Annotated in this window: 13 protein-coding genes; 5 read left to right on the plus strand and 8 right to left on the minus strand. The window is 59.8% G+C overall.

Annotation, left to right across the window (positions count from 1 at the left end):
• Window positions 1-206: 206 nt before the first annotated feature.
• Both F8N80_RS24670 and F8N80_RS24675 read right to left on the minus strand, forming a co-directional pair.
• Complete coding sequence (locus F8N80_RS24670) at window positions 207-1,394, minus strand: MFS transporter (RefSeq protein WP_150745560.1); 1,188 nt, start codon at window positions 1,392-1,394, stop codon at window positions 207-209.
• Between the two features lie 319 nt (window positions 1,395-1,713).
• Window positions 1,714-3,303, minus strand: a complete 1,590-nt coding sequence (locus F8N80_RS24675) for an ABC-F family ATPase (protein ID WP_150745559.1) — start codon at window positions 3,301-3,303, stop codon at window positions 1,714-1,716.
• Between the two features lie 495 nt (window positions 3,304-3,798).
• Here F8N80_RS24675 and lpxO point away from each other — a divergent pair, with 495 nt between their 5' ends.
• A complete protein-coding gene (gene lpxO, locus F8N80_RS24680) occupies window positions 3,799-4,698 on the plus strand; it encodes a lipid A hydroxylase LpxO (RefSeq protein ID WP_150745558.1) in 900 nt (299 codons plus the stop codon).
• A 146-nt stretch (window positions 4,699-4,844) separates the two neighbouring features.
• Here lpxO and ku read toward each other — a convergent pair whose 3' ends face one another.
• Window positions 4,845-5,717, minus strand: coding sequence for a non-homologous end joining protein Ku (gene ku, locus F8N80_RS24690; RefSeq protein ID WP_150745556.1), 873 nt, complete (start codon window positions 5,715-5,717; stop codon window positions 4,845-4,847).
• A gap of 204 nt (window positions 5,718-5,921) precedes the next feature.
• Here ku and F8N80_RS24695 point away from each other — a divergent pair, with 204 nt between their 5' ends.
• Both F8N80_RS24695 and F8N80_RS24700 read left to right on the plus strand, forming a co-directional pair.
• Window positions 5,922-6,266, plus strand: a complete 345-nt coding sequence (locus F8N80_RS24695; RefSeq protein WP_150784885.1) for a hypothetical protein — start codon at window positions 5,922-5,924, stop codon at window positions 6,264-6,266.
• Window positions 6,267-6,317: 51 nt separating this feature from the next.
• Window positions 6,318-7,469, plus strand: a complete 1,152-nt coding sequence (locus F8N80_RS24700) for a PQQ-dependent sugar dehydrogenase (RefSeq protein WP_150784886.1) — start codon at window positions 6,318-6,320, stop codon at window positions 7,467-7,469.
• 135 nt (window positions 7,470-7,604) lie between these two features.
• Here F8N80_RS24700 and F8N80_RS24705 read toward each other — a convergent pair whose 3' ends face one another.
• Complete coding sequence (locus F8N80_RS24705; RefSeq protein ID WP_224790760.1) at window positions 7,605-7,877, minus strand: DUF2834 domain-containing protein; 273 nt, start codon at window positions 7,875-7,877, stop codon at window positions 7,605-7,607.
• A gap of 83 nt (window positions 7,878-7,960) precedes the next feature.
• On the opposite strand from F8N80_RS24705, the gene F8N80_RS24710 reads away from it, so the two are divergent.
• Both F8N80_RS24710 and F8N80_RS24715 read left to right on the plus strand, forming a co-directional pair.
• A complete protein-coding gene (locus F8N80_RS24710) occupies window positions 7,961-8,395 on the plus strand; it encodes a hypothetical protein (RefSeq protein WP_150745552.1) in 435 nt (144 codons plus the stop codon).
• A 93-nt stretch (window positions 8,396-8,488) separates the two neighbouring features.
• Window positions 8,489-8,758, plus strand: a complete 270-nt coding sequence (locus F8N80_RS24715) for a DUF1652 domain-containing protein (protein WP_150745551.1) — start codon at window positions 8,489-8,491, stop codon at window positions 8,756-8,758.
• Window positions 8,759-8,899: 141 nt separating this feature from the next.
• Here the strand turns inward: F8N80_RS24715 and F8N80_RS24720 are convergent, their stop codons facing one another.
• The 4 genes from F8N80_RS24720 to F8N80_RS24735 all read right to left on the minus strand — a co-directional run bounded on the left by F8N80_RS24720 (window position 8,900) and on the right by F8N80_RS24735 (window position 13,619).
• Window positions 8,900-9,166 carry a DUF2790 domain-containing protein gene (locus F8N80_RS24720; RefSeq protein WP_150745550.1) on the minus strand — a complete coding sequence of 89 codons (267 nt, stop codon included), beginning with the start codon at window positions 9,164-9,166 and terminating at the stop codon, window positions 8,900-8,902.
• A 180-nt stretch (window positions 9,167-9,346) separates the two neighbouring features.
• On the minus strand, window positions 9,347-10,843 hold the full coding sequence (gene xylB / locus F8N80_RS24725; protein ID WP_150784888.1) for a xylulokinase: 1,497 nt from the start codon (window positions 10,841-10,843) through the stop codon (window positions 9,347-9,349).
• A 183-nt stretch (window positions 10,844-11,026) separates the two neighbouring features.
• Window positions 11,027-12,499, minus strand: a complete 1,473-nt coding sequence (locus tag F8N80_RS24730; RefSeq protein WP_150784889.1) for a mannitol dehydrogenase family protein — start codon at window positions 12,497-12,499, stop codon at window positions 11,027-11,029.
• A 16-nt stretch (window positions 12,500-12,515) separates the two neighbouring features.
• The gene (locus tag F8N80_RS24735) at window positions 12,516-13,619 is read right to left on the minus strand and encodes an ABC transporter ATP-binding protein (protein ID WP_150784890.1); all 1,104 of its coding nucleotides are present in this window, start codon (window positions 13,617-13,619) and stop codon (window positions 12,516-12,518) included.
• Between the last annotated feature and the right edge of the window lie 10 nt (window positions 13,620-13,629).

The raw sequence follows: 13,629 nt of genomic DNA on the forward strand, positions 1-13,629 counted from the left end.
TTCGCCGGCCAGCTGGAAAACATGCTTGGCCAGGTCGACCGCCACGGTAGTGCAGGCCGACAAATCGGCAGAAGACAATGATTGATCAATCGAAGTATGCTTTTTCATGGACTCGCCCTCGCTGTCGATGGCTGTTTAGACTGCCACCGTGGCGCATTGACGCCTCGGCGTGGGCGAGTCCATCCAATTACAGGGGATCGCGTTTGTCAGGCCATTGCGCGGCGTTTAAGTAACAGGGTCAAACCGAGGCCGATCACCGACAACAGCGCCGCGCTAAAGAAAATCCACGAGTACCCCAGGTTCAAGGCGATTGCGCCCATCAACGGCCCGGCAATCGCCAGCGCCAGATCGAAAAACACCGCATAGGCACTCAACCCCGCGCCGCGACTTGAGGTAGGCACCTGCTTGATCGCCTCGACACCCAGTGCCGGGTACACCAGCGACAAGCCAAAGCCGGCCAGCCCGGCGCCGATCAACGCATAAGTGGTCGAGGGCGCAAGCCACAGCAGCACCAGGCCCAAGGTTTCAATGCTCATGCAGACGATAGCCGAGGTGAATCCACCAAAGCGGCCGATGCTGGAAATGAACAACAGCCGCGCCAGAATGAAACAGACGCCGAACACCGTCAGGCAGTAGGCCGCGCCAGCCCAGCCGCGGCTGACGTAATATAAGGTGATAAAAGTGGTCAGGGTTCCGTAGCCGATGGAGGCCAGGCTCAGGCTCGCGCCGAACGGCGCAATGCGTCCGAACACCGCCTTGAACGGCAGGCGCTCGCCGCGAATCACCGGCACCGAGGGTTTGTTGCGGATCAGCAGCAATGCCGCCAGCGCCAGCAGTGACAGCGCGATGCCCAGGCTGGCGAATCCCAGCTCACCGACCATCAGCACCCCCAGCGGCGCACCGATGGCGATGGCGCCGTAGGAGGCGATGCCGTTCCAGGATATCGAACGTGCAGTGTGTTCAGCGCCCACCAGGCCCATGCACCAGCTGATGGTGCCAACGCCGATCAGACCCTGGGCGACCCCCAGTAACAAGCGGCCGGCAATCAGGATCAACAGGCTCGGCAGGGGAAACCCTTGCAGTAGCGTTGAAATCAGGGTCAACACGCCGCTCAACACAATCCCCGATAGCCCGTAAACAATCGCCCGCTTGGTGCCGATGCTGTCCGACATGCGCCCGGCCATGGGCCGGCTAAGCAGGGTGGCGAGATACTGGCAGCCGATGGTCAATCCCGCCACGACGGCGCTGAAGCCCAGCTGTTCGTGCACATAGCCTGGCAAAACGGCGATCGGCAGGCCAATGCACAGGAAGGCAATGAAGGTATAGAAGACGATGGAGACGATCTGCAAAGTGATCGCCATGGAGCTTTGCGGGGGCAGTTGCTGCACAGACATGAGGGCTCGTTCGCGGGCGGCGGTAGGAGAACTGCATCATGGCGCGGGTGTGGGATAAAAGAAAGCAGGCTAACTATGTTGATTGGGATCCGGGGTGAGTCTTCAGCATTTTCATTGGCTGTCTTGGCCTCTTCGCGGGCAAGCCTCGCTCCTACAGGGGTTAAGTCGTGCACAGGATTTGTGTACGACATAAGCCCTGTAGGAGCGAGGCTTGCCCGCGAAGAGGCCCTCGGCACCGGCAAATCATCGACCATGAAATGCAAAAAGCCCCGTCACCAGGACAGGGCTTTTACTTGCAGCTTGAACCTGACAGCTGCCCTTAGAACACCACCCCTTGGCTACGCAGGTAGTCATCATAAGTACCGCTGAAGTCGATCACGCCGCTGGCGCTCAACTCGATGATGCGGGTGGCCAGGGACGATACGAACTCACGGTCGTGGCTGACGAAGATCAGCGTGCCCGGGTAGTTCTCCAGCGCCAGGTTCAGCGCCTCGATCGATTCCATGTCCAGGTGGTTGGTCGGTTCGTCCATGATCAGCACGTTCGGCTTTTGCAGGATCAGCTTGCCGAACAGCATGCGACCCTGCTCACCACCGGAGATGACCTTGACCGACTTGAGGATCTCGTCGTTGGAGAACAGCATCCGGCCGAGGGTGCCGCGAACCAGTTGCTCGCCGCCCTGGGTCCATTGGCCCATCCAGTCGAACAGGTTGCAGTCGTCTTCGAAGTCGTGCGCATGGTCCTGGGCGTAGTAGCCCAGTTCCGCGGCGTCGGTCCACTTCACGGTGCCGGCATCCGGGGTCAGTTCGTTGACCAGGGTGCGCAGCAGGGTGGTTTTACCGATACCGTTCGGGCCGATGATCGCCACGCGCTCGCCGGCTTCAACAACGAAGCTGAAGTCCTTGAACAGTGTCTTGCCGTCGAAGCCTTTGGCCATGCGCTCGACGATCACCGCCTGACGGTGCAGCTTCTTGGTTTGTTCGAAGCGGATGAACGGGCTCACGCGGCTCGAAGGCTTGACCTCGGCCAGTTGGATCTTGTCGATCGCCTTGGCGCGGGAAGTGGCCTGCTTGGCTTTCGAGGCGTTGGCCGAGAAGCGGCTGACGAACGATTGCAGTTCCGAAATCTGCGCTTTCTTCTTGGCGTTGTCCGACAGCAATTGCTCCCGGGACTGGGTCGCCACGGTCATGTACTCGTCGTAGTTGCCCGGGAACAGGCGCAGCTCGCCGTAATCCAGGTCAGCCATGTGGGTGCACACGCTGTTCAGGAAGTGACGGTCGTGGGAGATGATGATCATCAGGCTGGAGCGCTGGGTCAGGATATTTTCCAGCCAGCGGATGGTGTTGATGTCCAGGTGGTTGGTCGGTTCGTCGAGCAACAGCACTTCCGGATCGGAGAACAGCGCCTGAGCCAGCAATACGCGCAGTTTCCAGCCTGGGGACACTTCGCTCATCGGGCCAAAATGCTGCTCGATGCCGATGCCCAGGCCCAGCAACAGTTCACCGGCACGGGATTCGGCGGTGTAGCCGTCCATTTCGGCGAACTCGGTTTCCAGCTCGGCGACGGCCATGCCGTCTTCTTCGGTCATTTCCGGCAGCGAGTAGATGCGATCGCGCTCGGCCTTGACCTTCCACAGCTCTTCGTGACCCATGATCACGGTATCGATCACGGTGAATTCTTCGTAGGCGAACTGGTCCTGGCGCAATTTACCCAGGCGCACGTTCGGCTCCAGCATGACCTGGCCGCCCGACGGCTCGAGGTCGCCACCGAGGATTTTCATGAAGGTCGATTTGCCGCAACCGTTGGCGCCGATCAGGCCATAACGGTTGCCCGCGCCAAATTTCACCGAAACGTTTTCAAATAGCGGCTTGGCGCCGAACTGCATCGTGATGTTAGCTGTAGAGATCAAAGGTTTTTCCTGCGAAGCTTTAAGAGTAGCAAGGGTTGCGGCAGTACCGATTCAGTACCCGTTTCCGGTATCCGGACCACGGCAAATTCATCCCGGTCAGAAGCGGAAGGTCCATCTGGCAATAAGTGGACAGCAGCATAAGGAGCGCTTGGCCCGAGTCGAAGTGCGCTGAGGCGGGGTTCATTCCCGTCATCAACCAAGGGGGGCGCATAATGTTTGGCGGCGATTGTACTGGTCTGGCTCTTTAAACGATAGGGCGTTGAGACCGTACGGCAGCTTTGACGCCATCAGCGGACAGATTTTCACCGCTAAATACTAACAACTGGTTACAAACAGCGGATAAAATGCAATCTTTCATCCTTATGCCGACAGTCGGCATGCGCTCAGGGACGCGCCACCGGGAGCGCCGTTTCGAAATCAGACGCTGCACAAGGCCCCTGGCCGCAAGGCATCCAGGGGGCGCAGTTTGTTCACTTCTGACGTGTGACGATTTCCGTGAAGCTCATCATTGCTGTTATTTATGTTGCATCGATTGCGTACGTTCATCTGCGCGGACGCGTGCGTCACAAATTGGGCCGCCAGCTGAGTGATCACTCGACGTTTCTGGCACCGGTCAATTGCTTCCTTTACCTGTTCTCGAAAATCCCCAACAGGCCTTATCTCGACCCCGCCGATTTCCCTGACTTGAGTCCGTTGCAGACCCATTGGCAAGACATTCGCGCCGAAGGCCTGCACCTGCTCCGCGCCGGTGAGATCAAGCGCTCGAACCAGTACGACGATGTCGGCTTCAACTCGTTCTTCAAGACAGGCTGGAAGCGCTTTTATCTGAAGTGGTACGGCGACAGCCACCCTTCGGCGATGAAACTCTGCCCGCGCACCACTGCACTGGTGCAGAGCATCGGCTCGATCAAGGCTGCGATGTTCGCCGAGCTGCCGCCGGGCTCCAGGCTGGTCCGCCACCGCGATCCGTACGCCGGCTCTTATCGTTATCACCTGGGGCTGGACACGCCGAACGATGCCGGTTGCTACATCAACGTCGATGGCGAGAACTACTACTGGCGCGACGGTGAAGCGGTCATGTTCGACGAGACCTTCATTCATTACGCCGAAAATACCACCGATCAAAACCGCATTATTCTGTTCTGCGACATCGAGCGGCCGATGAAGTACCGCTGGGCAGCGGCGTTCAATGGCTGGTTCAGCCGCAATGTGATGGCGGCGGCGGGCGCGCCGAACGATGTGGGCGACAAAACCGGGGGGATCAACCGCCTGTTCGGCAGAATCTACAAGGTTCGCCTGCGGGGAAAGGCGCTCAAGAAGCGCAATCGCAAGCTTTATTACCTGGAGAAGTGGGCGATTTTGGGCGGGTTGCTGGCGGTTTTTGTGCTGATCTGAATGTTGTGTTGCAACTGATTACGCCTTCGCGAGCAAGCCCGCTCCCACATTTGATCTGTGTCGTTCACAGGACCAATGTGGGAGCGGGCTTGCTCGCGAAGGGGCCGGCACTTACACCGCATAACTCATGGATGCCCTGAGATCGATCAGCCACTGGAACGCTTTGAAGTTTTTTTGGCCGGCGCCGGCTTGTCGGTCGATTTAGCTTTCCCTGCAGGTTTGGCAGCCGCCTTACCCCCCAAACTACGCTTGAGCAACTCGGTCAAATCAATCACATCCGCAGTCTTGCGCTCTTCTTCCCCGGTCGTCGTTTCCACATCCTCGATCTTCCCTTCATGGGCCTTTTTCTCCACCAGCGCCATGATCTTGTCTTCGAAGCTGTCGCGATAGTCCTCAGGGCTCCACTCGGCGCTCATGTCTTCAACCAGCCGTTTGGCCATGTCCAGCTCGCCCTTGACCAGCTTCGCATCGGTGACGTCGCTGCCCAGTTCGAGCGTGTCCAGACTGCGCACTTCGGCCGGCCAGCGCAGCATCACCAGGACCATGGCCGACTCCAGTGGCATCAGCGCGGCCAGGTGCTGGCGAGTATGCAAGACCACATGGGCGAGGGCGACCTTGTTGGTTTTGCTGAGGGTTTCGCGTAGCAGCGCGTAGACCTTGCCGCCGCGTTTATCGGGTGCGAGGTAATAGGGGGTGTCGATGTTTTGCAGGGGAATCTGTTCACTGTCGACAAAGGAAAAGATGTCGATCGTTTGCGTGGATAGCGGGTGCGCCGACTTGATCTCCTCTTCACTGAGCACCACGTAGCGACCCTTTTCGTACTGCACACCTTTAACGATGTGCTCCTTGGTAACTTCCTTGCCGGTGACCTTGTTCACGCGCTTGTAGCCGACCGGCTCCATGCTCCGGCTGTCGAGCCAGTCGAAATCCACCCCTTGGGACGACGTCGCCGAGACCAGCGCGACCGGGATATGCACCAGCCCGAAACTGATTGCCCCTTTCCAGATTGCCCGTGCCATCGTCGTCTTCTCCCAAGTGATGATCAGGTGACCCGTGGCCCGGCGCAAAAGTTTCAGCCGCTTTGGGCCGCGTCTCGTGGGCGGATCAGCGGTACGGTCAAAGGGTGTTACATCTTGCCGGGGAGGTTTTGATTAACAAATGCGAACCCCGGGCGTAGCGTGCTATCGAAGACTTTATCCACGCTTACTTCCAGAGGCCTCCCGATGAACCGATTAATGCTTGGCATCACCGCGCTCGCATTGAGTGGTGTGCTGAGTCATCCGGCCCAGGCAGACGCTTCATCACTAATGCTGGCACAGAGTCCGACGGGCAATTCAAGCAATCCCTACAACAGCCCGATCCGCCAGGCCAACCCCAACAGCATGCAGGGCACCCAACCTGGCGCTCCGATCATTCGCGGGCCCAATACCGTACCCGTGCCGCGACCACCGACCCTGGACAATGGCGGCATTGGCAACCGCTATCCCCAGGACCGATCGGTTCCCGCCAGCCCACCAAAATTCATACCCAATCCGCCTCATCGAGACGCAGGCACCAGCAACCGTTGAGCGGCAAGACGCAAGCCCTGCCAGTCATTCTCACGACAAAAGGAATCGTGCATGTTGCGTACAACCGTCCTGGTCACACTCTGTGCCAGCGCATTGATCACCATCACCGCGCCGGCTTTCGCCGCGTCCGCTGAAGAACTGAAAAGCGAACAGGGCACCCTGGAGGTGACCCCGGTCGTCCAGGGACTGGATCATCCCTGGGCGCTGGCATTTCTACCCGATCGACAAGGGATACTGGTGACCGAACGCCCCGGCAACCTGCGAGTGGTCAGTTCCGACGGCAAGCTCTCGGCACCGCTCGACGGCGTGCCGAAAGTCTGGGCCAAGGGGCAGGGCGGCTTGCTGGATGTGGTGCTGTCGCCCGACTTCAAGCAAGACCGTACGGTCTATCTGTCTTATGCCGAAGGGGGTGGCAAGGGCGACAAGGCCGGGACAGCGGTCGGCCGCGGACAATTGTCGCAAGACCTGAAGACAATCAACAACTTCAAGGTGATCTTCCGCCAGGAGCCCAAACTCTCGGTCGGCAACCACTTTGGTTCGCGCCTGGTGTTCGACCGCGACGGTTATCTGTTCATCACCCTCGGTGAGAACAACGACCGGCCGACGGCCCAGGACCTTGACAAGTTGCAGGGCAAGGTCGTGCGGATCTATCCCGACGGCCAGGTGCCGGACGACAACCCCTTTGTCGGTCAGGCCGGCGTGCGCCCGGAGATCTGGTCCTATGGCCAGCGTAATTCACAAGGTGCGGCGCTCAACCCCTGGACCGGCGTCCTCTGGGAAAACGAACACGGCCCCCGGGGCGGCGACGAGATCAACATTATCGAGCGTGGCAAGAATTACGGCTGGCCGATGGCAACCTACGGCATCAACTATTCCGGCCTGCCGATTCCGGAAGCCAAGGGCGAGACCGCCGAAGGCACCGTCGCGCCACACCATGTCTGGGAAAAATCCCCTGGCCTGAGCGGCATGGCGTTCTACGATGCCGATCGCTTCAAGGCCTGGCAACACAACGTGTTTATCGGCGCGCTGGTCAGTCAGGAGCTGATTCGCCTGCAGTTCGACGGCGACAAGGTGGTTCACGAAGAACGGCTGATGGGTGAGCTGAACAAGCGCATTCGCGATGTGCGGCAGGGACCGGACGGCTATTTGTATGTATTGACCGATGAGGCTGACGGGGTGCTGTACAAGGTTGGCCTGAAGTGAAGATCATTAGCCGCCTTCGCGGGCAAGCCTCGCTCCTACAGGGTTTGCGTCGCCCCCATTCGGCTGGCAAACGCGGCTCCTGTAGGAGCGAGGCTTGCCCGCGAAGGCAATCTCAACAGCACCACAGAGCCCGGATTAGACCTTTTGATGGGCGATAGCGACTTGTTTCCGATCCTGTAGTCCACGCACCACCAAATACAACAACGGCCCAATGGAAACAAAAACTGCGGTAATCATAAGATACGGAACCACCGCTAACCCTGACCGCCCGCGCTTGCGTACATCCCTGTACATCCAGATGCCGGCAAGCGTGGCCAATAGATAAAGGTCGATCACCACTTGGGCAGTATCGGGCCGCGACATCAGGCTGATGCCGAAATCGATCAACGATTGCTCGGTCTGCAGCATCACTGAAAGGGTGTAGCCGGCAAAGGCGATCAGGGCAACGAGGGGCAAGGCGACAGCTTCATGATTTCCTTCCTTGGGATTGGATGAGTGCAATTGTCAGCCTACAGAGGCCGAAGGAATTCGGCGATGATTACTCTGTTGCCGAGCGCTCTCCTTGGCGAAGACGGTCTGGCAAGCAACGTGCTCATCGGACCAATGACTTTTCAGTCGACAACATTCAGCCCGACGGTAGTGATATAGGTCAAAAAGAACCCGTGATGGGCCTTGCGTGTGCGTGGGGTCGGCGGATACTGAGTCAGCGTCGTTACAACGTTATGGCCGGGGATCTTGCAAATTGCAGGGCCGCCATCGGCCTTTGTTGCATTTTGCATGAAAAGGCCAGCTGTCAGTACCGTTATATCGTTGAATTTACCGATGAGCTGCACGGCGAAATTCGCGGCATGTTTTATGCTGTAGCTGATCTTGAGCTGACCGGCTTTTCATTTGAGTCAGCGTTAAACCAGAAACCCGTCAGATGAGGCCTTGAAAAAGCCTGCAAGGAACTTGAGCGGGGATTTGGCACTGATCGACGTGGACATTCGATTGCATTATCACAAAAGGAGAGGGTCGTAATGTTTCTTTCTGCCTTGGAACTTCGAAACATCATTGAAAGCAGTTTTCTTCCGAAACGTTGTCAATGTACGCTGTCGCCGGACCTGTCGATGACTGTAAAAGTGTATTCCGATCGTAAAACCGATCACCTCGATCTGATGGTGACCGGAATAAATGCCAAACAGCTCAATGGCTGCCGGGAGATCAACGACCTGATTACTGGATTGCGTGTGGACATGCAAAACAGGGCCGATGTCCAGACTCTGCATCCAGACAGAAAAGCGCTTTAATTCACGGTTCCATGACTCGCGCTGGGTCTGGAGAAAAGCCATACCCAGCGCCAGCTCAACCCTAAGCAAGCAATATGCCCGGACCGGCATGGCGATCGAGCCATTCGCCGATGCTCTGTCCTGGGCGAAACCCCCGACTGGTCAGCTTTGCATGCTGCAAGCGTCGGACAGTTTTCGATAAGTGATTTGTGCAGGTTTGCCTGACGTGTCGATGTACTTCATTTCAGCTGTGATGACTTCGCAATACGGGGTCGAAGGCTCGGTCAGTGCGATCACCCTGGCCACGTGCAATGGCATCCCGTAGTAGTACGCAGGGGCTTGGGTGGAGGACGTATCGTCGGCCTGAACAAGACCGGCAAAGGCGGTGCAGGCGAGGGCGGCTGTCGACAACAATGTGCGCGTGTTCATGAACGATCTCCAGTGCAGGCGAAAAGTCAGCTCGACCTTGGGTCGAACCTGCCGCACTGGGCATCAGAGAGATCTGAGGGCGTGCGGTCCAGTACAGCTTTGGACCGCGGCGTTAAGAGATGGTTAACCCGGCTAAGTGCCACCTGTCGGCAGTTTCCGGTCTTGCTGCATGTTCGCTGTTTAAAGGGTTGCGACATGCTGTTGATAGCGTTCATAGGCCTGCTGACAGGCTGCCACATTGGCTGCGATCGGCAGGGTTTCGCTGGCTGGATCAAGCTTCACGCAGCGCTCGCACAGGTCTGCCAGGCTGTGTTCATGGCCGTTTGCCCAGGACTGGCACCACGCCGCCTGAATCGCAGCGCCCAGCGCCGCGGATTCGCTTTGCCCGGTGCAGATCACTGGGGTGTTCATGATGTCCGCGACCATCTGCCGCCACACCGGGCTTTTCGAGCCGCCGCCGGTCAGGCAGATGCTGCGGCTTTGCAGGCCATTGCGGCGCAACAGGTCCAGCCCATAACGCAAACCGAAGGTCGTGCCCTCTACCACGGCGCGACACAGGTTGGCCTGCGTCAGGTTGGTCATGGTCAGTCCCAGCAGGCTGCCCGTGGCATGGGGCAGGGCAGGCACCCGTTCACCGTTGAGAAACGGCAGCACGCACACGCCTTCGGCACCGATCGGCGCTTGCGCGACGAGTGCGTTGAAGCGCTCGATATCCAGCTCGAACAACTCGCGAATCACCCCGGTGGCATTGGTCAGGTTCATGGTGCAGATCAGCGGCAGCCAGCCGCCGCTGGAGGAGCAGAAGGTCGCGACCGAGGCGTCCGGGCTGATGTTCGGCTGGTCGGCATAGGCGTAGACCGTTCCCGAGGAACCGAGGCTCATGGTGATTGCGCCGGGCTTGATGTTGCCAGTGCCGATGGCGCCCATCATGTTGTCGCCACCGCCGCTGGACACCAATGCCCGGGGGTTGATGCCCAGGTGCTCGGCGATGCCCGGCAGAAGGGGGCCAACGGCCTGGTGGGCGTCGATCAACTCCGGCAACGCGGCTTGAAGGCGGCCGGTGGGGTCGATGTCGCGCAGCAGCTGCAAGTCCCACTGGCGGGTGCGAACGTTGAAATAGCCGGTGCCCGAAGCATCGCCATACTCGCTGCAACTGCGGCCGGTGAGCCAGAAGTTGAGGTAATCGTGGGGCAGCAGGATGCGGGCAATGCGGGAAAAAATTTCCGGGTACTGTTCTTTGGTCCAGAGCAGCTTTGAAACCGTGTAGCCCGGGGCGATGACCACGCCGAGGCGTTCCAGCGAGCCGCTTGCGCCGCCCAGATGGGTCAGCAGGCGGTCGTTTTCCGGGGTGGATTCGGTGTCGCACCAGAGCTTGGCGGGGCGCAGCACCTGGCCGTGATCATCGAGCAGGACCAAGCCGTGTTGTTGGCCGCAGACGCCGATGCCGAGGATGTTCCGGCCGTCGACATTGGCCGCAATCAGCGCTTGGCGAGTCGCCGAAGCGAGCGCTTCCAGCCATTGCGCCGGGTCCTGCTCGCGACGGCCATTGGCGCCACTGATCAGACTGTGGGTGGCGGCGCCCTGGCCGAGGACCTCGCCGCTGATTGCGTCGAGGACGATGGCCTTGGTGCCTTGGGTGCCGCAGTCGATGCCGAGGAACAATTGTTGGTTTGCCATGGAAGATCCTTGGATCGTCAGGTCGATATCAGTGCACATTCAATATATAGGGTGTCTGTCAGTCAGCCATCGCGGGCAAGCCCGCTCCCACAGTGTCCGGGGTGGAACACAGATTTGTGAACGACATTGATCCCTGTGGGAGCGGGCTTGCTCGCGAAGACGGCTTCAGTTGCACCGCCGTATTTACGCCAGCACCCGCTCCAGCGTCCGCGTCACACCCACATCCCGCAAGCTGTTGCAGCACCACTCGAACGCCGCGACAAACTCCGGCGAATGAGGTATCGCCGTACCAAAAATCTCCTCAACCGCCAACAACCGCTGGGTGATCAACGCATCATCGGCCACCAATGCCTGACAAAACGCCCCACGCGGATCCGCAATCGAGTACGTTTCGCCATTCTCATCCACACCCTTCAAATACAAGGCCCAGGCCGCCACCACCAACGCCGCACGCTTCGTCTCGCGGCCATCGGCAATCAAGCGATTGATGGTCGGCACGGTGAACTTGGGAAACTTCGACGAGCCGTCCGAACACACGCGCTCCAGCTGATCGGCAATCGCCTGATTGGAGAACCGCGCGACCAGGGTGTTCTGGTATTCGGTCAGGTCGATCCCCGGCACCGGCGCCAACTGCGGCGCCACATCCAGCTCCATATAAGCACGCATGTACCGGACAAACAGCGGGTCGTTCATGGCCTCGTGAACGAAGCGGTACCCCTTCAGGAAGCCCAGATACGTCAGGGCCAGGTGGCTGCCGTTGAGCAGTTTGATCTTCATGTCTTCGTAAGGCGTGACGTCGTCGGTAAACTGCACGCCGACCTGTTCCCAGGCCGGGCGCCCGTTGACGAACCTGTCTTCCAGCACCCATTGCGCAAAGGGTTCGCAAACCACCGGCCAGGCATCATCGACGGCGTGTGTGTCGGCCAGTCGCAGGCGATGATCAGTGCTGGTCATCGGCGTGATGCGGTCGACCATGGCGTTGGGAAAACTGACGTGGCTGTCGATCCAGTCGCGCAGGTCGGTATCGCGCAGGGCAGCAAACGCCAGGAGCGCCTTGCGGGTGACCGCGCCGTTGTGCGGCAGGTTATCGCAGGACATCAAGGTGAATGCAGGCGTGCCGGCGGCACGGCGTTTGACCAGGGCGGCGCAGAGAAAGCCGAACACGGTTTTCGGTGCGTCCGGATGGGCCAGGTCATGTTGGATCTGCGGCAAATGGGCCATGAATTCGCCGTTGCTGTCGTCAATGCAGTAGCCGCCTTCGGTGATGGTCAGCGAGACGATGCGAATCTCGGGGCTTGCCAGTTTGTCGATCAGCGCCTGGGCACCGTCTTCGGCCAGCAGCATGTCGCGGATCGCGCCGATCACCCGGACTTCGGTGTCGTCGGTATCGCCCAGCTCAAGCAGGGTGAACAGATAATCCTGCTCCTTCAGATCATCCCGGGCGCGACGGTCTTCGGCGCGCAGGCCAACGCCGCAAATGGCCCAGTCCAGATCCTTGCCGGTGTTCATCAAGGCGTCGGTGTAATACGCCTGATGCGCGCGGTGGAAGCCACCGACGCCGATGTGCGCGATGCCCTGGCGGGTATCGCTCAGGGTGTAGGCGGGCAGGACCACCTCGGGGGCGAGGTGACGCAAATTCTGTTTATTGAGTTTCATCACAGGCTCTCTGAATTCAGGCGGCAACGCGCAACGGACGGGTCAGCGCCACGCCGTCGGCATCGAATAAATGGCAGTGTGCGGCGTTCAGGTGCAGGCTCAGGGTTTCGCCATAACGGCTGGCCAGGTCACCGCGCACGCGCAGGGTCAGGGCCTCGCCGGACGCGGCCACGACGTGGCAGAAGGTGTCGCTGCCCAGGCGCTCGCTGACGTCGGCGGTAACCTGCAAGCTGCAGTCGCCGGTTTGCGCCAGCTCCAGGTGTTCCGGGCGGATGCCCAGGGTCACGGCGCCGCCGACGCTCAGGCTGGCGCCGCTCAACGGCAAGGTGATGCGGGTGCCGGCGTCCAGCAGCACTTCGCAGCTCTGGTTTTCGACGCGGGTGACCTTGCCCTTGAGCAAGCCCATCTTCGGCGTGCCGAGGAAGCCGGCGACGAACAGGTTGGCCGGCTGGTGATACAGCTCCAGCGGCGAGCCGACCTGTTCGACCCTGCCGCCATTCAATACGACGACTTTGTCGGCCAGGGTCATGGCTTCGACCTGGTCGTGGGTCACGTAGATCATGGTCGCTTGCAGTTCCTTGTGCAGCCGCGACAGTTCCAGGCGCATCTGCGCCCGCAGGGCGGCGTCGAGGTTGGACAGCGGTTCGTCGAACAGGAAAATTTTCGGGTTGCGCACGATCGCCCGGCCGATGGCCACGCGCTGCCGTTGGCCGCCGGAGAGTTGCTTGGGCTTGCGCTCGAGCATCGGCCCGAGTTCGAGGATGCGCGCGGCGTCGTTGACCTTTTTCTCGACGTCGGCTTTGGGCACGCCGGCCAGGTCGAGGGCGAACGACATGTTCTTGCGCACGCTCATGTGCGGGTACAAGGCGTAGGTCTGGAACACCATGGCCAGGTCGCGCTTGGCCGGGCTGACTTCAGTGATGTCGCGGCCATCGAGTTCGATGGTGCCGCCGCTGACTTCTTCCAGGCCGGCGATCAGCCGCAGTAGGGTGGATTTGCCGCAGCCCGAGGGGCCGACGAAGACCACGAATTCCTTGTCGCGCACTTCCAGATCAATGCCCTTGATGATGGAAAAGCCTTCGAAGCCTTTTTGCAGGTTCTTGATTTTCAGATTGGCCATGGTGATGGGC

The sequence above is a fragment of the Pseudomonas fluorescens genome (assembly GCF_902497995.1).
GTDB classification, from domain to species: Bacteria; Pseudomonadota; Gammaproteobacteria; order Pseudomonadales; family Pseudomonadaceae; genus Aquipseudomonas; species Aquipseudomonas fluorescens_BK.

Bases quoted from the DNA above. Each gene is read 5' to 3' on its own strand.
- F8N80_RS24670 (WP_150745560.1), bottom strand. From the start codon at position 1,394: ATGTCTGTGCAGCAACTGCCCCCGCAAAGCTCCATGGCGATCACTTTG.
- ku (WP_150745556.1), bottom strand. From the start codon at position 5,717: ATGGCACGGGCAATCTGGAAAGGGGCAATCAGTTTCGGGCTGGTGCAT.
- F8N80_RS24695 (WP_150784885.1), top strand. From the start codon at position 5,922: ATGAACCGATTAATGCTTGGCATCACCGCGCTCGCATTGAGTGGTGTG.
- F8N80_RS24700 (WP_150784886.1), top strand. From the start codon at position 6,318: ATGTTGCGTACAACCGTCCTGGTCACACTCTGTGCCAGCGCATTGATC.
- F8N80_RS24705 (WP_224790760.1), bottom strand. From the start codon at position 7,877: ATGCTGCAGACCGAGCAATCGTTGATCGATTTCGGCATCAGCCTGATG.
- F8N80_RS24710 (WP_150745552.1), top strand. From the start codon at position 7,961: ATGAGTGCAATTGTCAGCCTACAGAGGCCGAAGGAATTCGGCGATGAT.
- F8N80_RS24715 (WP_150745551.1), top strand. From the start codon at position 8,489: ATGTTTCTTTCTGCCTTGGAACTTCGAAACATCATTGAAAGCAGTTTT.
- F8N80_RS24720 (WP_150745550.1), bottom strand. From the start codon at position 9,166: ATGAACACGCGCACATTGTTGTCGACAGCCGCCCTCGCCTGCACCGCC.
- xylB (WP_150784888.1), bottom strand. From the start codon at position 10,843: ATGGCAAACCAACAATTGTTCCTCGGCATCGACTGCGGCACCCAAGGC.
- F8N80_RS24730 (WP_150784889.1), bottom strand. From the start codon at position 12,499: ATGAAACTCAATAAACAGAATTTGCGTCACCTCGCCCCCGAGGTGGTC.
- F8N80_RS24735 (WP_150784890.1), bottom strand. From the start codon at position 13,619: ATGGCCAATCTGAAAATCAAGAACCTGCAAAAAGGCTTCGAAGGCTTT.